This window comes from Peristeroidobacter soli, from assembly GCF_004138485.1.
GTDB classification, from domain to species: domain Bacteria; phylum Pseudomonadota; class Gammaproteobacteria; order Steroidobacterales; family Steroidobacteraceae; genus Steroidobacter; species Steroidobacter soli.
In genome coordinates, this window is sequence record NZ_RYEV01000003.1 from 642,722 (window position 1) to 665,913 (window position 23,192).

Below are 23,192 nucleotides of genomic sequence, written 5' to 3' on the forward strand. Positions count from 1 at the left end.
AGTCGATCAGAGCGCGTTGGCAGTGCTGGCCTTGGACGAAGCGTTGGTGGGGTGGCCGTCGGGCTTTGCCATCCACAGGTGCTGAATCGCTTCCAGGCTGTGACCCTTGGTCTCGGGCACGAAACGCCACACGAACAGCGCGGCGAGAACGCTCATCACGCCGTAGATCCAGTAGGAGAAGCCGTGGTTGAACATCGCGTTCAAGGCCGAGTTGCCGTCCAGCACCTTGAACGACCAGGACACGAACAGATTCGCGATCCACTGCATGGCCACGGCGATCGCCATCGCCTTGCCCTTGATCGGGTTCGGGAAGATTTCGGCGAGCAGCACCCACACCACCGGGCCCCACGACAGCGCGAAGCCGGCGATGTAAGCGACCACGGCGACCAGCGCGGCGGTGCCGACGTTGTGGCTGTTGAACAGGAAGCCGAGCGTCAGCATCGAGACCGCCATCACGACACCGCCCAGGATCAGCAGCGGCTTGCGGCCCCAGCGGTCCACGGTGACCAGCGCGACCAGCGTGAACACGATGTTCGCGACGCCGACGATGATGGTCTGCAGCAGCGCGCTGTCGGTCGAAGCGCCCATGTTCTGGAACATCAGCGGCGCGTAGTACAGCACCGCGTTGATGCCGATGAACTGTTGGAACACCGACAGCATGATGCCGACGAAGATCACCAGCGTGCCGAAAGCGAACAACTTGCCGGTGCGCTCGTGCAGCGACTCGTCGATCTCTTTCAGCACCACGCGTGCATCGGCCTCGTTGGTCAGGCGTGCCAGAACATTCCGTGCCTCATCCATGCGGCCCTTCATCACCAGCCAGCGCGGCGTTTCCGGGACCAGCATCAACAGCGCGAAGAACAAAGCGGCGGGCAACGCGGCCGACAGCAGCATGTAACGCCAGCCGGTCGAGACCACCCACTGATCGTCACCTTGCGAGGCGATGAACCAATTCACGAAGTACACCAGCGTCATGCCGACGACGATGGCGACCTGCTGATAAGTGACCAGCTGACCGCGCTGCTTGGGCGGAGCGATCTCGGCGATATAGAGCGGGGAGAGCATCGAGGCCACGCCGATGCCGACGCCACCGAGGATGCGATACAGGATGAAGGCCGTCAGTGCGTCCGGGCCCTTGCCGCCGATCCACAAAAAGCCGAATTCCGGAAACGCGGAGCCGGCCGAGGACAGCATGAACAGAATTGCCGACACGAGCAGACCGCCGCGCCGGCCGATCTTCTGTGACATCGGGCCAGCCAATGCCGCGCCGATCACGCAACCGAGCAAAGCGCAGGAAATGGCCCAGCCGGACAGACTGGCCGCGCTGGTTTCGGACAGGCCTCGCGGGTCGATGAAGTTATGGTCGATGGCGCCGACGGCACCGGAAATGACCGCCGTGTCGTAACCGAACAGCAGTCCGCCGAGTGCGGCAACGAACGCAAGTCCACGCACCAGCGTGGGATTCAGCTCGGCCTGGGGAATCCCCTGTGACATAAATTGCGCCCCCTGAGATGACGCTTGTGAGTGGCTTGGCGGTGCTGAGGCTCTCAATGGCCTCATGCCATGACGAGCGTAGTGATAGCGCTATCAAAATTCAAGCGCGACCTCGCCCTGCCGGGACGCCGGAGCAGCAAAGGGGAGTGCGCTCCGAAGCGCGGAATCAGCCCGGAGCGGGGGCGGCCACCGAGTCGCGCTTGACCAGGACGTGAGCCACGACGTGATCGACCACGACACGGGCTTCACCGTCCTTACGCCGACGAATGCTACGTAACAACAGGTCGATGGAAGAGGCGGCCATCGCGGCGATGGGCTGGCGAATGGTGGTCAGCTCCGGCCAGACAGTCGTCGCGATTGGCGTATCGTCGAAGCCGACTACGGATATGTCGCGCGGTACATCCATTCCCCGGCGGTGAGCTACCGACACGGCGGCCGCGGCCATGTCGTCGTTGCTGGCAAAAATGGCTGTGGGCGGCTTCTTGCGCGCGAGCAATTTCTCGGCCGCTTCCAGGCCGGACCGATAAGTGAAAAAGCCTTGCTGAACGAGTGTGGGATCGACCGGGATGCCGGCCGCAGCCATGGCCGATTGGAACCCTTCGTAGCGCAGGGCGCTGGCCGTCTGATTGGGATGGCCTTTGATAAAGGCGATGCGCGAATGTCCGAATGAAATCAGATGCTCGGTCATTTCTTGCGCTGCGCGAAAGTCATCGATGCGCACGCCGGAAATGTCGGGCTGGAAGCGTCCGGACGCGATCGCTACCACTGGAATTCCAGCGGCCACCAGTTCGGAACAGACGGCCTTCGATTCGCACAGCGGCGGCGGAAGAATCACGCCCGCCACGCTCTGCGCGATCTTGCGAGCGGCGGCCCGTTCGGTCGCTCGCGTCATGTGATCCCAAGTATCGAGCACGAGTTGTGTCGCTGCCTTGCTGGCGCCGTCGAGCGCACCGACCAGCAACTCGCTCAAGTAAGCGGAGCTCGGGTTGGTATAGATCAGCGCGATTCGCGTTCCCGACGCGGCCGCCAGCGAACGGGCTGCGGCATTCGGTGTGTAGTTGAGCTCGCGCACCGTTCGCATCACCAACTCGCGCGTCGCGGCTCGCACATTGGCATTGCCGTTGACTACACGGGACACGGTCATCGGCGACACGCCGGCGCGCTGAGCCACCTCATGGATGGTGACCGCCGCGCCTTTGCGACGGGTCGAATTGGCCGAGTTCCTGGCTTTGCGAGGTGCGTTTTGCATGAAGGTCTGAGCAGCGGGCCGGCAGGCCCAAGGAATTCATCACATTATTGCCTCGGACCGGCAAGGGTGGAAGCGCGTCGATTACCCATGGTACCGTTACCAAAAGTCCGGTCAGTCGATGGTAGGGGGAAGTGATGGCACCAGGGCATCGTTCGCTGGGTGGCGGGTGCGCGCCTTTGTTTCGATCGATGTTGTCTCTTTGGGCTCTGTGCGCGGCGTTTTTCATGCGGCCGGCGGCGGCCGAAGACGGCTATGAGCTCTGGCTGCGTTATCACCCATTGCCTGCCGAACAGCGCGCGCTCTATGCACCGGCCACGTCCCAGCTGGTGATGCCGACTCCATCACCGACGCTGGCGGTGGCCAAAGACGAACTGTTGCGTGGGTTGAATGGCTTGCTGTCGCAGCGGCCGGCTTCTGTTGAGCGTGTGTCGGCGTCTGGCTTGATCATAGGCACGCCGCAATCGAACCCGCAGATTGCTCAGCTCGATCTGGGATTGCAGGGACTGGCCGCGCAGGGCTATGTCATTCGACATCGTCGGGCCGACGACCAAACGGTGGTAGTGATCGCCGCCAACGACGACGTGGGCGTGCTGTACGGCGTGTTTCATTTCCTGCGCCTGTTACAGACCCAGCAGCCGCTGGGGAACCTCAACGTCACCGAGTCTTCGCGCATCCAGTTGCGCATGCTGAATCATTGGGACAATCTGGATCGCACCGTCGAGCGCGGCTATTCGGGCTTTTCGCTGTGGGACTGGCACAAGCTGCCCGATTATCTCGACCCGCGTTACACCGACTACGCGCGAGCCAACGCGTCAATCGGTATCAACGCGACAGTTCTCACCAACGTCAATGCCAATGCGACGAGTCTGACCGCGCCGTATCTGGAGAAGGCGGCGGCGCTGGCGAACGTGTTTCGCCCCTACGGCATCCGAGTGTTTCTCACCGCACGGTTCAGTGCGCCCGTCGAGATCGGCGGCTTGAAGACCGCCGATCCCGCGGACCAGGGCGTGCAGCAGTGGTGGAAGGACAAGGCGGCGGAAGTCTACAAATACATTCCTGACTTCGGCGGCTTCCTGGTGAAAGCGAACTCGGAGGGACAGCCTGGTCCACAGGACTACGGCCGCACGCACGCCGACGGCGCGAACATGCTGGCCGATGCGGTGAAGCCGTTCGGCGGCATGGTGATCTGGCGCGCGTTTGTTTATTCGCACGAGCAGCCGGACGATCGCGCCAAGCAGGCTTACGACGAGTTCGTTCCGCTCGATGGCAAGTTCCGCGACAACGTGCTGGTGCAGGTGAAGAACGGCGCCATCGATTTCCAGCCGCGCGAACCGTTCCATCCGCTGTTCGGCGCCATGCCCAGGACGCCGCTGGCCATGGAGTTCCAGATCACCAAGGAATATCTGGGCTTCGCGACCCACCTGGTCTACCTCGGCGCGTTCTATGAAGAAGTTTTGCGCGCGGACACTCATCGTCCGCGCCAGGGCTCTACGGTCGCCAAAGTCCTCGACGGCTCAATCGACAACTACGCCCACACCGCCATCGCCGGCGTGGCCAACATTGGTACCGATCGCAACTGGAGCGGCGCTCAGTTCGAGCAGGCGAACTGGTATGCGTTCGGCCGGCTTGCCTGGAATCCGATGCTGTCGTCGAAGGACATCGCCGAAGAGTGGGTGCGGATGACATTCTCGAACGACCCGCAGTTCGTGCGGCCCGTGGTCGCGATGATGATGAAATCGCACGAGGCCGTCGTCGACTACATGACGCCGCTGGGTCTGCATCACTTGATGGGGCGCGGTCATCACTACGGCCCGGGCCCATGGGTTGAAGGCGGGCCGCGCGCAGATTGGACGTCTGTTTACTACCATCGCGCCGATGCGAAAGGCATTGGCTTCGATCGCACCAAGACGGGTAGCAATGCCGTCGCTCAATACGCGCCGCCGGTGGCTGCGCAGTTCGGCGATCTGAAGCGCGTGCCCGAACAGTTCCTGCTGTGGTTCCATCACGTGCCTTGGGACTATCGCACCCAGTCCGGTCGCATCCTGTGGGATGAGCTGGTGTATCGATACACGCGGGGCGTCGATACGGTGCACGAGATGGCAGGAACGTGGCAGGGATTGGCGCCGTTCGTCGATACCGAGCGGTACCAGGAGGTCGCCGCGTTCCTCAGGATTCAGGAGCAGGAAGCCAAGTGGTGGCGTGACGCCAGCATCGCCTACTTCCAGACTTTCTCTAAGCGACCGCTGCCCGCCGGCTTCGCGCCGCCCGAGCATTCGCTCGATTACTACAAATCGCTGGAATTCCCATACGCGCCTGGGCATCACTGATCATGAGGGCTCGCTGTATGTCGAAGTGGCTCCCGGGCGCGATGCTGTCGTTGGTGGCTGCGTCGAGTGCGAACGCGGCGCTCCTGCACGACTTGTTTCAGGATCACGCAGTCCTGCAACGAGAGCAGGCCATCAACGTTTGGGGGCGTGCCGCGCCGGGCGAGTCGCTGACGGTCACGCTGGCGAACTCCAGCTCGCAGGCGAAAGCTGATTCGACCGGGCTGTGGCGACTGAGCCTGCCAGGCATGGGCGCGGGCGGCCCATATCAACTGTCCGTCACTGCGGCGTCGGGTGAAAAGCAGGTTGTCGACGATGTGATGATCGGCGACGTGTGGCTGTGCTCCGGCCAATCCAATATGGTCCTGCAGGTTCATCGCGCGCTCGACTCCCGGTCCGAGATCGCGAACTCCACGAACGATTCCATTCGCATGCTTACTGTGCCGCTGGCGAACAATCCCGTTCCTCAGTACGGGTTCGTCGGTCCGGTGCAGTGGCTGAAGGCGTCGCCGACGACTGTGCCGGAGTTCTCGGCCCTTTGTCTGTACTTCGCGCGCGAGCTGCAGAAGAAAGACAAGGTGCCGATGGGCTTGATCAATGCCGCTTGGGGCGGCTCGAAGATTCAGTCGTGGATGACCGCGTCCGCGCTCCGTTCCATGGGCGGTTACGATCGCGCTTTGGATGCATTGGCGCAGTCGAGTAAAGATCCATTCGCTGCGAATTCGCAGTGGGCAAGCATCTGGGAAGATTGGTATCGGCAGCGCGCGAAGGATCAGCCCTGGAGTGCGAAGCCGACGGGAGAGTGGAAGCTGGCACCCGTAGAGCGCGGCTACTGGGAGGACTGGGGCGTCCCCGAGCTGGCCAGGTACGACGGCATGCTGTGGTATCGGACAAGTGTGACTTTGACGAAGTCACAAGCGTCGCAGCAGGCCACGTTGGCGTTGGGGCGGGTCGATGAGTCGGATCAGGCGTGGATCAATGGCCGACTGGTCGGAGCCGCAGGTCCCGGCGGTGAGAAGTCCTATCCGTTGCCGCCGAATGTGCTGCACGCAGGCGAGAATTCTGTCGTCGTCAGCATCCTCGATACTTACGCGAACGGCGGGCTGCCCGGCTTGATGGAAAGTCGCGCGCTTCGATTCGCCGATGGTTCGAGCGTCGTGCTCAACAAAGAATGGCGCTATCGATTGCCGCCTGCCAACGCCGCGTTTCCATTGCGTGCACCTTGGGAAGCTACTGCCGGATTGGGCGTGATTCACAACGGCATGATCGCGCCGCTGTCGAATCTGAGCTTGCGTGGCGTCGCCTGGTATCAGGGCGAATCCAACACCGATGAAGGCGATCGGTATCAGGCGCTGCTGACACGCTTCTTCGCTGATTGGCGCGCGCAGTTTGGCGCGAAGACACCGTTCTTCGTGGTGCAACTGGCGGGCTACGGGCCTGCCTCGTCAAAGCCCTCCGAAAGTGGCTGGGCAAATCTTCGCGAAGGCCAGCGCCTCGCTGTGAACGCCGATGGGAATGCAGGTCTGGCGATTGCGGTCGATCTGGGCGAGCGCACCGATGTGCATCCGGCGAACAAACAGGAGGTCGCTCGTCGACTCGCGCGAGCGGCTCGACACCTTCTGTACAAGGACGCGGCTCCGCCGTCCGGCCCAATGCCGGTGAGTGCACGACGCGATGGTGACGCGGTCTCTGTCGAATTCACCGACACCACGGGCAAGCTCGTGGCTTACAGCGCTGCGCGGCCGATTGGTTTCGAAACATGCGGCTCGTCTGCAGGCAGTTGTGAGTACGCCGAAGCGACGCTGCAGGGACAGCGCGTGATTCTGAAGAGCGCCAACGCAAGCAGCGCCACTCGTGTTCGTTACTGTTGGGCAGACAGCCCGGTCTGCACGCTATACGACGAAGCTCCGCTGCCGGCGGGGCCGTTTCAGATCGAGGTCAAGTGATGAGTGTCGAAGCAGCGTCGGTGGCCGGCTCGAGTCGAGATCGCGAGATCGTCGCAGCGAAAGTGATCGTGACTTGTCCGGGCCGCAACTTTGTCACGTTGAAGATCGTGACCCGCTCGGGAATCACCGGCCTCGGTGACGCCACGCTCAACGGCCGCGAGCTGGCCGTCGCCGCGTATCTGCAGGAACACATCGTTCCCAACCTGATTGGCAGGGACGCCGGTCGCATCGAAGACACCTGGCAGTTCTTTTATCGGGGCGCCTATTGGCGTCGCGGCCCCGTGACGATGACGGCGATCGCTGCTGTCGACGTGGCGTTGTGGGACATCGTTGCGAAGCTCGCAGGCCTGCCGCTGTATCAAATGCTCGGCGGCCGTTCGCGCGGAGGTGCGCTGGTTTACGCACATGCCAACGGTCGTGACATCGCCGAGACCAGTGATGAAGTCCGCAAGTACATCGATATGGGCTTCCGCGCGGTTCGTGCTCAATGCGCTGTGCCGGGTCTGGCGAAGACGTATGGAATCGCGAGCGGCGGCAAGGCCTACGAGCCCGCCGAAACGCAGCTGCCGCTGGAAACGTTGTGGTCGACGCCGAAGTATCTGGAGATCGTGCCGAAGCTGTTCGAGCAGTTGCGCGTGGATCATGGTAACGATGTCGAGCTGCTGCACGATGGTCATCACCGCATGACGCCGATCGAGGCGGCGCGGCTGGCGCGCAGCCTGGAGCCGTACCGCTTGTTCTGGTTGGAAGACGCGACGCCCGCGGAGAATCAAAAGGCGTTCGAGGTCATTCGCCAGCACTCTGTCACGCCGCTCGCTGTCGGCGAGGTGTTCAACTCGATCTGGGACTGCAAGCATCTGATCGAGAATCAACTCATCGACTACATCCGCACGACCATCGTGCACGCCGGTGGCATCACGCATGTGCGTCGGCTGGCGGACTTCGCATCGCTCTATCAAGTGCGCACGGGCTTCCACGGCGCAACCGATCTGTCGCCCGTCTGCATGGGCACGGCGCTGCATTTCGATACTTGGGTGCCGAACTTCGGCATTCAGGAATGGATGCATCACGCCAGGGAAACCGACGAAGTGTTTCCTCACGACTATCAGTTCCGGGATGGTCGCCTGCATTGCGGTGAGTCGCCGGGCCACGGCGTCGGCATCGACGAGAAGCTCGCGGCCCGCTATCCCTATTCGCCCAAACAACTGCCTATCGCTCGTCTGGAAGACGGCTCCATGTGGGATTGGTAACCATGCGCTACACCAAGTCGGGATCGACCAAACTTGCCGTGACCGTTGCCGCGTTGCTGTCGCTTGCTACGTCAGCGTTCGCCGAGCAACCGGTCTACAAGGATCTGAGCAAATCGTTCGAAGATCGCGCGGCCGACCTGGTGTCGCGCATGACCTTGGAAGAGAAGGTCGCGCAGCTGGGCAACAACGCGCCCGCCATTGCGCGACTCGACGTGCCCGAATACGAATGGTGGAACGAGGCATTGCACGGTGTCGCGCGCGCCGGTGCGGCGACAGTATTCCCGCAGGCCATCGGACTCGCCGCCACCTTCGACGACAGGATGATGTTCGAGATCGCGACCGCCATCAGCGATGAGGCACGCGCCAAGCATCACGAGTTCGAACGTCGCGGCCTGCGCAAACGCTATCAGGGCCTGACGTTCTGGTCGCCGAACATCAACATCTTTCGCGATCCTCGCTGGGGCCGTGGCCAGGAAACGTACGGCGAAGATCCTTGGCTCACCTCGCGCATGGGCGTCGCGTTCGTGAAGGGCTTGCAGGGCGACGACCCGAAGTATCGCAAGGTCGACGCTACCGCCAAGCACTTCGCTGTTCACAGCGGGCCCGAGGCGGATCGCCACCACTTCGACGTTCACCCGAGCGAGCGCGATCTGTATGAAACCTACCTGCCGGCGTTTCAGGCGCTGGTGCAGGAGGGCGGTGTCGCATCGGTGATGGGCGCGTACAACCGCGTCTACGGCGAATCGGCCTCCGCCAGTCCGCGACTGTTACAGCAGATCCTCCGCAAGGACTGGGGCTTCGATGGCTACGTCGTGTCGGACTGCGACTCCATCGAGGACATCTTCAAACATCACAAGATCGTTGGCACCGCACCCGAAGCCGCGGCGCTTGGCGTGCGCTTTGGATGCGATCTGGATTGCGGCAAGACTTACGACGCGCTGGTCCCGGCCGTGAAGCAAAAGCTGGTGAGCGAGGCTGAGATCGACGCAGCGGTGCGCCGACTCATGCTGACGCGGTTCAAGCTCGGCATGTTCGATCCGCCGGAGCGCGTTCGTTGGGCGCAGATTCCGTACTCGGTCAATCAGTCGCCCGGGCACGATCAGTTGGCCCGGCGCGCGGCGCAGTCGTCTATCGTGATGCTGAAGAACGACGGCATGCTGCCGCTGTCGCGCGACATCAAGACGATTGCCGTCATCGGACCGACGGCGGATGAGGTCATGTCGCTGCTGGGCAATTACTACGGCACGCCGGCGGCGCCCGTGACGATCCTGCAGGGCATTCGTGAGGCGGTCGGCAAGCAGACCAAGGTGGTGTATTCGCGGGGTGTCGATCTGGTCGAGGGTCGCGAAGAGCCGCGAGCGGTGCCGCTGATCGATGCGAACTTCCTGCGGCCCGACGCGAGCTCGAAGGAGCAGGGACTCAAGGGCGAGTACTTCCGGGGTCGCGACTTTGCCGGCGCACCGGTGCTGACTCGCATCGATTCGCGAATCGCGTTCCGATGGGATCGCGGCGCGCCGACGGATGACCTGGCGGCGCGAGGTGAGCTGTCGAACGCGCAGGCGTTGGCAGGCGATGACTTCAGCGTTCGCTGGACCGGTCAGCTGTTGCCGCCGACGTCGGGCAAGTATGAGCTGGTCGTGGGCGCCAATGACGGCGTGCGTCTGTATATCGACGATCGCTTGATCGTCGACGGCTGGGATCTCAATGAGCGCGTGAAGAGTCACACGGCCAGCGTCGATCTCGAAGGGGGGCGTGCCTATCGGATCAAGCTCGAATACTTCGAAGACATTCGCGACGCCGAAGTGCGTCTGGGCTGGCGGCGTCCGGGTGCGAAAGAACCTTTCGAGGAAGCGATGGATGCCGCTCGCGGTGCCGACGCTGTCGTATTCGTCGGCGGTCTGACCGGCGATGTCGAAGGCGAAGAGATGAAGGTGAGCTATCCAGGCTTCGCCGGCGGCGATCGCACCGATCTGCGTTTGCCCGGCAGCCAGCGCAAACTGCTCGAGGCGCTGCAGGCCACCGGCAAGCCGGTGGCGTTGGTGCTCACGGGTGGTTCGGCACTCGCTGTCGATTGGGCGCAGCAGCGTCTGCCTGCGATCTTGATGGCGTGGTATTCCGGTCAGCGCGGCGGTAACGCGGTGGCCGATGTGTTGTTCGGCAATGTGAATCCGTCGGGGCGTTTACCCGTCACGTTCTACAAGGAGAACGAGAAGCTGCCGGCCTTCGACGACTACGCCATGCAGGGCCGCACGTATCGATACTTCACGGGGCAGCCGTTGTATCCGTTCGGGCACGGGCTCTCCTACACGCGTTTCGAGTATTCGAACCTGAAGCTGGATCGCGCGAATGTTGCTCCGGACGGAACGATCCAGGCGTCGCTCACGGTGAAGAACGTCGGGCAGCGCGCGGGTGAGGACGTCGTTCAGCTGTATGTCGCGCCGAAGGATTCCAAGCAGCAGTGGGCCAACAAGGATCTGCGCGGAGTGAAGCGAGTGGCGCTGAAGCCGGGTGAGGCGGGCAACGTCAGCTTCACGCTGAAGGCTGCCAACGATCTGCGGCACTATGACGTGAACGCGGATCGCTACGCGGTCGAAGCAGGCAAGTACGAGGTGCAGGTTGGCGCGTCGAGCGCGGATATTCGCGCCCGACAGACGTTTGAAGTGAAGCGCTGATCTCGTCTCGAGGAAGGGGCGTCCGCCGAAGCACGGCGGACGCCAATGTCGTGACTGCAGTCGAGGTCGATTCAGTCGCCGACGGTCAAGGTCGCGGACTTGAGATCGACCGAATTGGGCCCGGTCATGATGCTGAATTCGCCGGGCTCGACCACGTACTTCATTTGCTCGTTCCAGTAGGCGAATGCCTCCTTGGCCAGGGTGAATTCCACAGTGGTCGACGCGCCCGGTTGCAGCGAAACGCGGCGGAAGGCTTTGAGCTCTTTCACCGGACGCGTGATGCTGCTGGCGACGTCGCGCACGTACAGCTGCACGACTTCGTCTCCTTGCATGCCGCCGGTGTTACGAACATCCACTGATACTTTCACGCTGCCGGCGGCATCGATGCGAGCGCTCGACAGCTTCGGTTCGCCGAGCTCGAACTTCGTATAGGACAGGCCGAAGCCGAACGGGAACAGCGGCTCCTTCGATTCGAAGTGATAACCGCGATGCGCGCTGGGCTTCTGGTTGTAGAAGTAAGGCAGCTGTCCGACGTCGCGTGCCACGGTGACAGGCAGCTTGCCGCCAGGATTCGCGTCGCCGAACAACACCTCGGCGAGCGCCGTGCCGCCTTCCTGGCCGGCATACCAGCCTTCGATCACGCCGTTGGCTTTCTCCACGACTTCGGGAATCGACAGCGGCTGACCGTTGATCAGCACCACGACGACCGGCTTGCCGAGAGCAAACATCGCCTGCGCCAGGTCGTTCTGTTCGCCACAGAGGCCGAGATTGAGGCTGTCGCCGAGATGGTTCTTCGCCCACGCCTCTCGATGCAGAGCGCTGCTGCCGCCAACCGCGAGCACGATGGCGTCGGCGCCCTGCGCGATTTTGACCGCCTCTTTGATCCGTTCGAGATTGTCCTCGCGCTTGGCGAGGATGACTTCGTCCGTGTACCAATCGCCCGACTCGGTCAGACGCACACCTTCGGCCGACACGACATTCACACGCTGGCCGAGCTTCGCCTTGATGCCGTCGAGCAGCGTCACGACGTGCTTGGGAACGTTCGAATAGCCGCCCAGTTCGACGCGAGCCGCGTTCGGGCCGATGACGGCCAATGTTTTCAAGCCGTCCGCACGCAACGGCAGCACGCCGTCGTTCTTCAACAGCACGACGGTCTTGCGGGCGGCTTCGAGCGCCAGCGCGCGTGCTTCGGCGTTGCCGGTGATCTTCTCGGCGTACCTGGCATCCGCATACGGTTGTTCGAACAGGCCTGCCAGGAACTTCAGCCGCAGCATATCGGCGACCGCTCTATCGATATCCGCTTGCCGGATGCGACCTTCAGCCAATGCCTTGGGCAGTAGCGCGAAGCTTTCGCCGTTCGGCAGATCGGCGGACACACCGGTTTTCAAGGCGCGGACGGCGGCCTCCATCGGGTTTGTCGTGATGTGGTGAACGTCGATGAGCTCTTTGATCGCGAAGTAGTCGCTCACGATCGCGCCCTTGAACCCCATCTCGCCGCGCAGGATGTCTTGCAACAGCCAGCGATTGGCATGCGACGGCACACCGTCGATTTCATTGTACGAAGGCATCACCGCCTGAGCGTTGGCAGCGACCGCGGCCCGGAACGGCGGGAAGAACACTTCGCGCAGAATGCGCTCGGAAATGTTTGCTGGGCCGACATTGGTGCCGCTTTCGGGCTGGCCGTGACCGGTCATGTGCTTGAGGGTGGCGAACACTCGATCTTTGGCGAGTGGCAACGTCGTGCCCTGGAAGCCACGCACGGCGGCCACGCCCATCGTGCTCACGAGATAGGGATCTTCGCCGTAGGTTTCCTCGAAGCGTCCCCAACGCGGATCGCGCGCTACGTCGACGACCGGTGCCAGCACCAGTTGTGAGCCGCGGGCGCGAATCTCGCGACCAACGATCGTGAAGACTCGCTCGAGCAGCGCCGGGTCCCAGCTGCTGGCCAGTGCGATGGCTTGTGGAAAGGAGGTGCCGCCGAGCGCCTGAAAGCCGTGCAGGCCTTCTTCATGAAACAAAACCGGAATGCCCAGTCGCGTGCTGCGAGCGGCATGGCGCTGGATGGCATTGATCAATTCAACGGTTTCACGCTCATTACGAAATGGCGTGCTCAGCGGACTGCCGACGTTCTGACGATCGCTGGGACGCGTGAAATGACCGATGCCCGCTGGATACAGCCGTTGCGCGGCCTCGGGACTGAAATTTCCCTTGGCGTCGAGCAGATCGTTCTTGCCGGTCCAGACCGCCGTGATCTGCGCGATCTTTTCTTCCAGCGTCATGCGCGAGAGCAGGTCCTGCACGCGCTGCTCGACGGGAGCGGCGGGGTCTTTATAGACAGGGCGGTCGTTGCGTACCTGCGCCGATGCGTCCGATGCAATCAACAACGTGGCCACAACCGTGGCCAGGCGAAATGCACTCACCATGAATCCCCCGTGCGCCGATAATTTCTAGATTGATAACGTTATCATCAACTGAGGCTCCCGACCGGGTCAATCGTTGTTGTGAATGCCGTCCGCCGGGCCGCGCCATGCTCTGTGGCGTGCCGACATCAGGCGCGGATACCGGGATTTTTAGACGATTTTTCTAGATGGCGCCGGCGCCACAGCGGCTGCGTCGGCCGGCTTTGCCAGTTTGTGAGTTCGGTCCCATTCAGGTGGTTGCATTTCCTGAATTGTGAGCGCTATCATCAAATCGCCACTGCCGACTGAGTGGATGGCCAAGATAAAGATCGAATTGTCAGGGGGAGAGAACAACCATCCCTCCCTCATTGCCGATGTCAACGCGATTCATAACGTTCGTGACCGGAGGGGATTGTGAGTATTCGCAAACTGGATGCGGGTCTCGCCCGCAGTAAAGCGCTGAGCATTTGCATCGCTGCTGTACTGAGCCAGGCGCAGTTGGCGCACGCACAGGAGGCTGCCGCGAACGACGACACGGCGCTCGAAGAGGTGGTCGTTACCGGCTATCGCCAGAGCCTGGAGAACTCCACCAGCGCCAAGCGCGATGCGGTGGGCTTCCTCGACGCCATTTTTGCCGAGGACATCGGCAAGTTTCCCGATACCAACATCGCCGAATCGTTCAATCGCATCCCCGGCATCACCATCAGCCGTGAGACCTCGGGCGAAGGCCTGAACATCGCCATTCGCGGTCTGGGCACGAACTTCACCAAGGTATTGCTCAACGGCGCGCCGGTCGCGGTGGCTTCCACCGGCCGTACCGATGCGCAGAGCACGAATCGCGAAGTCGATCTGGATTTGTTTCCAACCGAATTGTTCTCACAGCTGACTGTCAGCAAGACGCCAACGGCCGCGATGCTCGAAGGCGGCGCCGCCGGTACCGTGAACATGCGCAGCGCGCGTCCCTTCGACAAAGAGGGCGGGCGCATCGCTTATTCGCTCCAAGGCGTCGACAACAGCAACGCGGACTCGATGGGCAGCCGCGGTTCCATCGTCGCAAGCAACACGTGGGGCAGCTTCGGTGCGCTGATCGGCGTGGCCGGCGTTCACAACAAGGTGAAAACCACGGGTTTTGAAACCATCGGCTGGACCAATCCCAATCTCACCGCCGGTCAGTGCAGCGGTACCTGTAACACCACGGGCGGCGGCAATTTCACGATTCCGGCCACCGTGCCTACGCTCGCCGGCAACGGACTCACGCCGGGCGCGACCATCGATCAAGCGTTCCTGCTCGCGAACAATCCGGGCCTCACCATTCAACAGATCGACAACGCCATCATTCCCCGGCTGGGCCGTCCGGCGGTGATCGAAGGCGATCGCGATCGTTACAACGCCGTCGCCAGCTTCGAATTCCGGCCCACCGACGACTTCCATGCCTACCTCGACACGATGTACGGCAAGAAGGAGAACGATCTGGAGCGTATCGACATGAACCTGGTCGGTCGCAACGGCGCGATGATTCCGTTGAACATGCAGGTGGATCGGGCCAATTGTGCGCAGGGCTGCGTGGTCACCAGCGCCACATTCGCGAATGCGCAGGCGTTCCTCGAATACCGGCCCTTCATCGAGGACACGGAATTCTACGGCGCCAATCCGGGCTTCAGCTGGCAGCTCACCGACAAGCTGAGCTTGAACTGGCAGGGCGACTACACGCACAGCGAATTCCATCGTGAATCGCCGACGTTCCTGGTCAGCACGCCGGCGAACTCCGGCATGACGGTGCAGTACACCAACAACGGCGGCATTCCGAACATCGTCAGCAGTCTCGACTTGAACAATCCGGCCAACTTCGGCTGGACCGGCGGTCGAGTGAACATGCAGGACGAGGAGCGCGAGACCGAAACGAAGGGCACGCGCGCCAGCCTCACATGGGGCGACAGCAAGTTCAGTGTCAGTGTCGGCGGCGCCTATGACGACGTCGAGCGTCGCATTCGCGCGTTCGACAACAGCCAGGCCTGGCAGAACGCAGCCTGCGGTAACAATCCAAATGTCTTCGTGCAGGCACCGAACACGCAGCCGGCGTGTCAGGGATTAGCTTCACCGGGCGCCGCGCCCGCGGGCTATCCGACGTATCCGGGCCTGGGCACCGGCGCTTCCGTCGGCTTCCCGGCGCTGGTGTATCAGGGCTCGTTGATTCCGCAGTCGGCGCTGGCGAACTATCTGCGTCCCGGTCCGGGTTTCATCACGGCCAATTGGGATGCCTTCGCGCGTGATTCGCAGTACGCGGCGTTCCACAACGCCTCGCCGGAAGCCGGCTCGTCGAACACCGGCGCCAACGGTGGTTTGATTCGCGAACAGAGCACGGGCTTCTTCACCGAGCTCAACGGCGACTTCGACATCAACGATCAGCGCCTGCGTTACAACGTCGGCGTTCGCTACGTCACCACCGATCAAACGGTCGGCGGTCGCGTTTCCATCAGCGATCCGCGCAACACGCTGGCGGGCGGCGCATTGATCGCCGACGGTTCGCGCTATCCGAACGTCGTGAACTTCGTCGAGACCGAGCGCACTTACGAGAACTGGTTGCCGTCGGCGAGCGTCGCCTTCAACGCAACCGAGAACGTCGTGATCCGCGCCGCAGCCTCTCGTTCGATGACGCGCGCGAATCCCAACGACATGTTGCCCGGCCTGGGTTTCAGCACGCCGTCGGCCGACGTCGGCACGGTCGGCAATCCGGATCTGAAGCCGTTCCTTTCGGACAACCTCGATATCGGCTTCGAGCTCTACACCGGCAAGGAAGGTTACGTCGGTGCCACCGCGTTCCGGAAAGGCATCAACGGCTTCACCGTGCTCGGCTCGCGCACGGTGCCGTTCACCGATCTCGCGATCTACGGCGTGACGTTCGACAGCCTGACCCGCGATCAGCAGAACGCGATCAACTCGCGCGGCGGCCCGAACGCGGCCACGGTCGTGTTGAATCAGCAGGTGAACGCGGACGGGCGCCTCACGGTGAACGGCCTCGAGTTCAACTGGGTGCAGCCGCTGGATTTCCTGCTCGCGGGCATCGGTCTCGAAGGCCTGGGCTTCACCGCCAACTACACGATCGTCGATCAGAAGGGAGAGGGCCAGGTGCCGGCGGTGGCGGTCGGTGTCGCGCCTGAAACTTACAACGCGACGATCTACTACGAGAACCATGGCATCAGCGCGCGTCTGTCGACGACGTTCTCGGAGGGCTCGCAAGCGTCGGGCCTGAATCAGAACGGCATCGCGGCCGCCGCGCTGTACAACGACGACTATGAGCAGTGGGACTTCTCGTCCAGCTTCGACCTGGCGACGATGTTCGGCTTGTCCGACGCGATTCCCCAGATCACGGTGGACGTGATCAATCTGTTCGACGAGGAACAGCGCCAGTACTTCCAGTTCCCGAACGCGACCTTCACTCAATATGAACCCGGCCGCACCGTGATCGTCGGTTTGCGCGGCAAGTTCTGATCGAGAGACGTCGACGGGGGTGCTGTCGTTTACCCCCGGTGGTGACCCGTCGACGACTTTTAACGGCAGGAGAACGCAACGCTCCTGCCGTTTTTTTATTCCCGCCACGCCGTCGCAACCGGCAGCCGAGTCTCGGCGAATGGACACATGGATGTGTCCACGCCACGCGAGTAGCGGTTCCGAGGCCATCTTGATCGTTGCGACGACGCCTTTCCTCGGAACACGACCGTCGTGACAGGATGTCCGATCGGTCGCTTTTAATCAGGGAATGCCGTAGGGCTGTGCCTGTCGCAATCTGCGAACTGCACCGCTGTGCAAGCGCCAAGGTTTTACATAGTCTTGCTTGCCTGGATTTTCCCGTTCCGCTGCCGGATTCATGAAGACGACCTCGTATCGCCTCGCTCTACTGTTGTTGCTCACATCGCTGGCCATGGCGCTGGTGCTGCCTGCCCGCGCGGATTCCAGTACGAGCAAGCACTTTGTGCGACCGGCCGAGCTGGAACCGGACATCGCGTTCTGGCGCCGGATCTACACCGAGGTCACGACCGAAGGCGGTCTGCTGCATGATCCCGAAGACCTGAGCGTCGTCTACGAAAAGCTCGAGTTCCCTTCGGACATCGCGCCGAAGGCGCGCTCCAAGCGCATCGATGACGCGAAGAAGAAGTACTCGCACATCCTTGATCGTCTCGCCAGCGGCGCCGACGATCTGAGCGAAGAGGAACTGCGCGTTCAGGCGCTGTGGCCGAAGAACACGCGTCGCTCGCGGTTCGAGCAGGCGTCCGAGGAAGTGCGTTTCCAGCTGGGTCAGGCCGATCGCTTCCGCGAAGGCCTGGTGCGCTCGGGCGCGTGGCACGACCACATCGCCGATACGTTCGCCAAGGCGGGCCTGCCGCGCGAGCTGGCGGCTTTGCCGCACGTCGAGTCGTCCTTCAACACGTACGCATATTCCAAGGTCGGCGCCGCCGGCATGTGGCAGTTCATGCGAAGCACGGGTCGTCGCTTCCTGCGCATCGACGCGGTGGTCGATGAGCGTCTCGATCCGTATCGCTCCACCGAGGCTGCTGCGCGCTTCCTCGAACAGAACTACATCATTCTCGGCAGCTGGCCGTTGGCGCTGACCGCTTACAATCACGGTCCGGGCGGCATGAAGCGCGCTCAGGAACAGCTGGGCACCAGCGACATCACCACCATCGTGCGCAAGTATGAGAGCCGCTCGTTCGGCTTCGCTTCGCGCAACTTCTATCTCGCGTTCCTGGCCGCGCTGGAAATCGATCAGAACCCGGAGAAGTTCTTCCCTGGCATCCGTCGCAACGTCCGGGACAGCAGCCTCGTGTTGAAGCTGCCGCAGCCGTTGCCGGCCAGCCGCATCGCGACCACCCTCGATGTGGATCGGGAGGATCTGCGTCGTCTGAACCCGGCGCTGCTGAACACCGTGTGGAAAGGCGCGCGCAATGTGCCGAAGGGTTATGAGTTCCGAGTGCCGTCGCACATCGATCTGACGAGCGTGGTGGCCAAGTTGAACGCGGGCGGCGGCGCCGAGGCGGTCGAAGTCGCGATTGCCGACTCTCAGCATCGCGTGGCAAGCGGCGAGACGCTGTCGGTCATCGCGAGCCGCTACGGCGTTAGTCAGCAGCAGCTCGCCGAGCTGAACGATCTGAATCGTCCGTATCGTCTGCGCGTCGGCCAGGTGCTGGAGTTGCCTTCCAAGGGCACGCGTCCGGCCGCCACGGTCGCAGCGGCACCGAAGGAGCCGACACCGCCTGCCGCTCCAGCCGCCAAGCCGACGCCTCCGACCGGCGTGGTCGGCAACGCGAGCTATGTGGTCCGTCGTGGCGACACGATCGGCAAGATCGCGAAGAAGCATGGACTGACCGAAGACCAGTTGCTGGAGCTGAACAACATTCGCAATCGCCAGTTCATCTACGAGGGGCAGGTGCTCGCGTTGGCCGCGTCGGCGCGCGCCAGGCCGCCGGTGGAAGCGGAAGTGCCGGTCGAGACCATCGCTGCCGTCAGCGAGCCGCCGGCCGAAGCGGAAGCCGTCGAGCCGGTGTCGGAGCGCGAAGCTGAAGAAATCGGTCCGGCGCTCGTGCCTGGGACGGCGGCTGCCGCGTCGGCGGATCCGGCGGATTACACCGTCAAGGACAACGCCGTGATCGTGCAGGCCACGGAAACGATCGGGCACTACGCCGAATGGCTCGATGTGCGTGCCAGCCAGCTGCGCCAGCTGAACCGGATGTCCATCGCCACGCCGATGGTGATCGGTCGCAAGGTGAAACTGAATTTCTCCAAGGTCACGCCCGACCAGTTCGAGGCGCGTCGCGCGGAATATCACCGTGCCTTGCAGGAAGCGTTCTTCACGCAGTTCCGTATCCAGGGCACCAGCGAGCACGTGATCAAGCGCGGCGAGTCGGTGTGGGTGCTGGCTCAGCAGCGCTACAACATTCCCATCTGGCTGCTGCGCCAGTACAACCCGGATCTGGACCTCGGCTCGCTGCAGCCCGGGGCACGTTTGGTGATCCCGCTGGTCGAAGCCACGGGTGTTTCGGAGCCATCGGCTTGAAGTCAGTCAGACTCAGTTTCATTGCGACGGTCGCGGTCCTGGCCAGCGGCTGCATGAGCGTGCAGCTCTATGACGGCCCGAAGCGCGACAAAGACGAAGTCGCCCGCATCACGGGCGATCCGGTGGTCACCGCCGGCTCGCCGGTCACCGTGATCCTGCGCCAGGTCGACGGTCACGACATCGGCGTCACCCAGACTTCAGTCGAGGTGCTGGAAGGCAAGCACAACCTGCTGGTGGACTGCCGGATCGCCGAGACCAAGGGCGGCTCGCGCCACGCCCTGGAAGTGGAGGTGTTCGGCGGTCGCAAATACCGGCTGCGGGCTGAAACCGGCCCGGCGCTGCGGGAATGCACCGGCGTGACCCTGGAATCGGTCGATTAGCACCGACGGCGTTGGTGACCTGCTTCACGGTTTTTCCCACCAAGCCCGTCAACATGCGTCGCCAGGACTCGACACGGACGATGCCCTACAGACTCAATGGTACGGCCTGTGAGCCGACATAAGACAAAGCCACGCTATACTCTTCCAGCGTTGACCATCGCTACCCTTATGCCGCGAAACATTGTTGCCCTAGTCACCGCTTCGTTGGTTCTTCTTTCCGCCGCCCCGCTGCGGGCGGAAACGCCATTGCAGTCCTCCGCGCTGGTGTCCTCCAGCGTCGAAGCCGCGCTGCCATTGGCGGACAAGATCGTCGTCCGCAAAGCCGAGCGCAAGCTCTTCCTGATGAGCAACGGCGCCGCGCTCCGGACCTTCAAGATTGCGCTCGGGCTGCGGCCGGAAGGTCACAAGCAGTTCGAGGGCGACTTCCGTACGCCCGAGGGCAGCTACCGCCTGACGCGCCGGAATCCGAACAGCGAATACTTCCTGTCCATCCAGGTCGACTATCCGAACGAGCAGGACATGAGGCGCGCCCGTGCCCAGGGCCTGCGTCCGGGCGGTGCGATCATGATCCACGGCCAGCCGAACACCCCGAAGAAGTCCCGCGACTACTACGCAAATGTCGACTGGACCGAGGGCTGCATCGCCGTGTCGAATTCGGACATGGTGGAAATCTGGTTGATGACGCCGCCCGACACGCCCATAGAGATCCTGCCGTGAAAGAGAGTGCAAGATGAAGGCGCCGTCCAATGACGGACGCGCCTCGGCCTCGGTAACCCAGGCCGAACCCGAAGGAGTGGTCGACGCCAGAGTCTCGCCGCTAGGCAGCCTGGAAAACCTGTCGCAGCGTGAAGTGCAGCAACTGCTCAGCTCGAAGCAGAGCGGCGTGTACGAGCTGTTTCGGCGTTGCGCGCTGGCGGTGCTCAGCTCCGGCCTCGAGTCCGACGACGTGCGCGCCATCTTCGATCGTTACAAGGACTTCGAGATCAAGCTCGGCCGCCAGGCCTGGGGCATCAAGCTGGAAGTGAAGAACGCGCCGGCGAGCGCCTTCGTCGACGGCTCGATGATCCGCGGTATCAAGGAACATCTGTTCTCGGTCCTGCGCGACATCGTCTACATCCACGACGCCATTCTCGGCAGCGATCGTTTCGATCTGAACGATCCGGTCAGCATCACCAACGCCGTCTATCACATCCTGCGCAACGCGCGGATCCTGGACTACAAGGGCCGGCCCGACCTGGTGGTGTGCTGGGGCGGCCATTCGATCGGCACGGCCGAGTACGACTACACCAAGCGGGTCGGCTACGAGCTCGGCCTGCGCGCGCTGAGCGTGTGCACGGGCTGCGGGCCGGGTGCGATGAAGGGCCCGATGAAGGGCGCGACCATCGGCCATTCCAAGCAGCGCATTCGCGAGGGCCGTTATATCGGCATGACCGAGCCGGGCATCATCGCCGCCGAGCCGCCCAATCCGATCGTCAATCAGCTGGTGATCATGCCGGACATCGAGAAGCGTCTCGAAGCGTTCGTGCGCTGCGCGCACGCCATCATCGTGTTCCCGGGCGGCGCCGGCACGGCCGAAGAAATTCTGTACCTGCTCGGCATCCTGCTGGATCCCGCCAATGCGGGTCAGCCATTGCCCGTGGTCTTCACCGGGCCGCCGTCGGCGGCCGAGTACTTCGGTCAGATCGATCATTTCATCGGCGCGACGTTGGGCGACGCCGCGCGCAGTCGCTACAAGATCATCATCGGCGATCCGCCGCAGGCGGCGCGCGAGGTGTACAAGGGCATCGAGTCGGTGCGTGAATATCGACGCACCAAGAGCGACGCGTACAACTACAACTGGCTGCTGAAGATCCCCGAGGACTTCCAGCGGCCGTTCGAGCCCACGCACGAAGCGATGGCGCGCCTCGAGCTGCGTCGGGATCTGCCGGCGCACGTGATGGCTGCCAATCTGCGCCGCGCGTTCTCCGGCATCGTCGCGGGCAACGTGAAGGAGAATGGCATTCACGCCATCGAAGAACACGGGCCGTTCGAACTGCACGGCGATAAGGAAGTGATGACACTCCTCGACCAGCTGCTGTCGGCCTTCGTGCGGCAGAAGCGCATGAAGATCGCGGGCGAGTACAAGCCCTGCTATCGGCTGGTCGCATGAGCAAGGTTGCGCTGACCTACCGTTTCACTTTCCCCGATTCCCAGGAACGAGTTTTCGAGCTGGAGATGGATCGCGACACGGCCGAGCTGTCGCCGCCGGATGTGTCGCAACCGCCGGCATGGACCGCGCTCGCTTTCAATCAATGCACCGGCTGTCCGTTCAATGCCGCCGAGACGCCGCATTGTCCCGCGGCCTTGCAGCTGTCGGGAGTGATCGATGGGTTCACCGACATCGTTTCCTACGACAAGGTGAAAGTCTCGGTGGAAAGCGAAGAGCGGCAGGTCGTCGCGACGCTGGCCGCACAGCAAGCGCTGGCTTCGCTGATGGGGTTGATCATGGCTTCGAGCGGTTGTCCGCGGACCGCGGTGTTCCGTCCGATGGCGCGGTTTCATCTGCCGTTCTCGAGCGAATCGGAAACGGCGTATCGGGTGGCGTCGATGTATCTGCTCGCTCAGCACTACACGGCTCGCAACGGTGGTTCAGCGGATCTCGCGTTGAACGATCTCGAGCGCGTGTATCACGGCATGCACTCGGTGAATCGTGGCATGGCGACGCGTCTGCGCGCGGCGAGCCGGCAAGATGCGATCGTGAACGCGGTCGTGCTGCTCGATGTGTTCAGCAGTCTGGTGCCCGCGGCGATTCACGACATCCTCGATGAGATCAAACCCGCGTTCGCCGCGTTGCTCGCCGCGAAATAAATAAAACATTCGTTATTCGCGCCGAGTGTCGGAACTTTTTCCACTCGTGTGGCTGAACGCTCTCGTTCAGCCGTGTGCTTTGCGCGCGACGCTTCGCAAGCGCTCCAATAATCAATAACGGCCGGTTAAATACAGCGCGAAAACACCGCGCTTTGTGACGTGACACGACTGTCAGTAGTGCTTCCCTTGCGATGGCTGTCGCACTCTGGAGACGTCGCTCGAACGCTGTGATGTAGTTCCTCTTGTGCGTGGTGTGTGCTCCGTAACTTCGCTCGCAACAGGAGATCACATATGACCACGACTGAACCGAAACTCGACGAGATGACCGCCACTGGCCGGCACCGTGCCTGGGCGGGTGAGAATGCGGGCGCCATCGTGCGCGCCGCCAGCTCCAACACGCCGCCGCGTGAGCAGCAGCGAGCCAACTGGCTCGATCGTGCGCAGCCGGCCGCGAGCAACTCGCGTCATGCCGCCATCACGCGTTCGTTGCACACCTGGTCCAACTACAAGAGCTGGACCGACAAGGTGAAGAGCAATTGGGACAAGGATACGAAGGGCGGCAAGTAACGCGCTTCGTGAGCT

The 23,192-nt window shown here is 62.6% G+C and carries 14 protein-coding genes; 11 read left to right on the forward strand and 3 right to left on the reverse strand.

Annotated elements, in window-relative coordinates:
• Positions 1–6: 6 nt before the first annotated feature.
• Both xylE and EKO19_RS11655 read right to left on the reverse strand, forming a co-directional pair.
• Entirely contained in the window at positions 7–1,494 is a 1,488-nt protein-coding gene (gene xylE / locus EKO19_RS11650; RefSeq protein WP_129776584.1) for a D-xylose transporter XylE, read from the reverse strand.
• A 166-nt stretch (positions 1,495–1,660) separates the two neighbouring features.
• The gene (locus tag EKO19_RS11655) at positions 1,661–2,743 is read right to left on the reverse strand and encodes a LacI family DNA-binding transcriptional regulator (RefSeq protein WP_129776585.1); all 1,083 of its coding nucleotides are present in this window, start codon (positions 2,741–2,743) and stop codon (positions 1,661–1,663) included.
• 188 nt (positions 2,744–2,931) lie between these two features.
• Between EKO19_RS11655 and EKO19_RS11660 the strand changes: the two genes are divergently transcribed.
• The 4 genes from EKO19_RS11660 to EKO19_RS11675 are packed head-to-tail and all read left to right on the forward strand — an operon-like array spanning position 2,932 to position 10,935.
• Positions 2,932–5,070, forward strand: a complete 2,139-nt coding sequence (locus EKO19_RS11660) for an alpha-glucuronidase family glycosyl hydrolase (RefSeq protein ID WP_129776586.1) — start codon at positions 2,932–2,934, stop codon at positions 5,068–5,070.
• Positions 5,071–5,087: 17 nt separating this feature from the next.
• The gene (locus tag EKO19_RS11665; protein ID WP_129776587.1) at positions 5,088–7,013 is read left to right on the forward strand and encodes a sialate O-acetylesterase; all 1,926 of its coding nucleotides are present in this window, start codon (positions 5,088–5,090) and stop codon (positions 7,011–7,013) included.
• The gene (gene manD, locus EKO19_RS11670) at positions 7,013–8,263 is read left to right on the forward strand and encodes a D-mannonate dehydratase ManD (protein ID WP_129776588.1); all 1,251 of its coding nucleotides are present in this window, start codon (positions 7,013–7,015) and stop codon (positions 8,261–8,263) included. The genes EKO19_RS11665 and manD overlap by 1 nt, the downstream gene beginning before the upstream one ends.
• Positions 8,264–8,265: 2 nt before the next feature.
• Positions 8,266–10,935 carry a glycoside hydrolase family 3 protein gene (locus EKO19_RS11675; RefSeq protein WP_129776589.1) on the forward strand — a complete coding sequence of 890 codons (2,670 nt, stop codon included), beginning with the start codon at positions 8,266–8,268 and terminating at the stop codon, positions 10,933–10,935.
• A gap of 71 nt (positions 10,936–11,006) precedes the next feature.
• Here the strand turns inward: EKO19_RS11675 and EKO19_RS11680 are convergent, their stop codons facing one another.
• The gene (locus EKO19_RS11680; protein WP_129776590.1) at positions 11,007–13,358 is read right to left on the reverse strand and encodes a glycoside hydrolase family 3 N-terminal domain-containing protein; all 2,352 of its coding nucleotides are present in this window, start codon (positions 13,356–13,358) and stop codon (positions 11,007–11,009) included.
• A 390-nt stretch (positions 13,359–13,748) separates the two neighbouring features.
• Between EKO19_RS11680 and EKO19_RS11685 the strand changes: the two genes are divergently transcribed.
• The 7 genes from EKO19_RS11685 to EKO19_RS11715 all read left to right on the forward strand — a co-directional run bounded on the left by EKO19_RS11685 (position 13,749) and on the right by EKO19_RS11715 (position 23,177).
• On the forward strand, positions 13,749–16,823 hold the full coding sequence (locus tag EKO19_RS11685) for a TonB-dependent receptor (RefSeq protein WP_217705270.1): 3,075 nt from the start codon (positions 13,749–13,751) through the stop codon (positions 16,821–16,823).
• A gap of 376 nt (positions 16,824–17,199) precedes the next feature.
• Entirely contained in the window at positions 17,200–19,383 is a 2,184-nt protein-coding gene (locus tag EKO19_RS11690) for a LysM peptidoglycan-binding domain-containing protein (RefSeq protein ID WP_129776591.1), read from the forward strand.
• A complete protein-coding gene (locus EKO19_RS11695; RefSeq protein ID WP_129776592.1) occupies positions 19,380–19,763 on the forward strand; it encodes a hypothetical protein in 384 nt (127 codons plus the stop codon). Before EKO19_RS11690 ends, EKO19_RS11695 begins: the two co-directional genes overlap by 4 nt.
• A gap of 150 nt (positions 19,764–19,913) precedes the next feature.
• Positions 19,914–20,480, forward strand: a complete 567-nt coding sequence (locus EKO19_RS11700; protein WP_217705271.1) for a L,D-transpeptidase family protein — start codon at positions 19,914–19,916, stop codon at positions 20,478–20,480.
• A gap of 13 nt (positions 20,481–20,493) precedes the next feature.
• The gene (ppnN, locus tag EKO19_RS11705; protein ID WP_129776593.1) at positions 20,494–21,912 is read left to right on the forward strand and encodes a nucleotide 5'-monophosphate nucleosidase PpnN; all 1,419 of its coding nucleotides are present in this window, start codon (positions 20,494–20,496) and stop codon (positions 21,910–21,912) included.
• Positions 21,909–22,610 carry a DUF6901 family protein gene (locus tag EKO19_RS11710; protein ID WP_129776594.1) on the forward strand — a complete coding sequence of 234 codons (702 nt, stop codon included), beginning with the start codon at positions 21,909–21,911 and terminating at the stop codon, positions 22,608–22,610. The genes ppnN and EKO19_RS11710 overlap by 4 nt, the downstream gene beginning before the upstream one ends.
• 291 nt (positions 22,611–22,901) lie before the next feature.
• Positions 22,902–23,177 carry a hypothetical protein gene (locus EKO19_RS11715; protein WP_129776595.1) on the forward strand — a complete coding sequence of 92 codons (276 nt, stop codon included), beginning with the start codon at positions 22,902–22,904 and terminating at the stop codon, positions 23,175–23,177.
• Positions 23,178–23,192 lie beyond the last annotated feature (15 nt).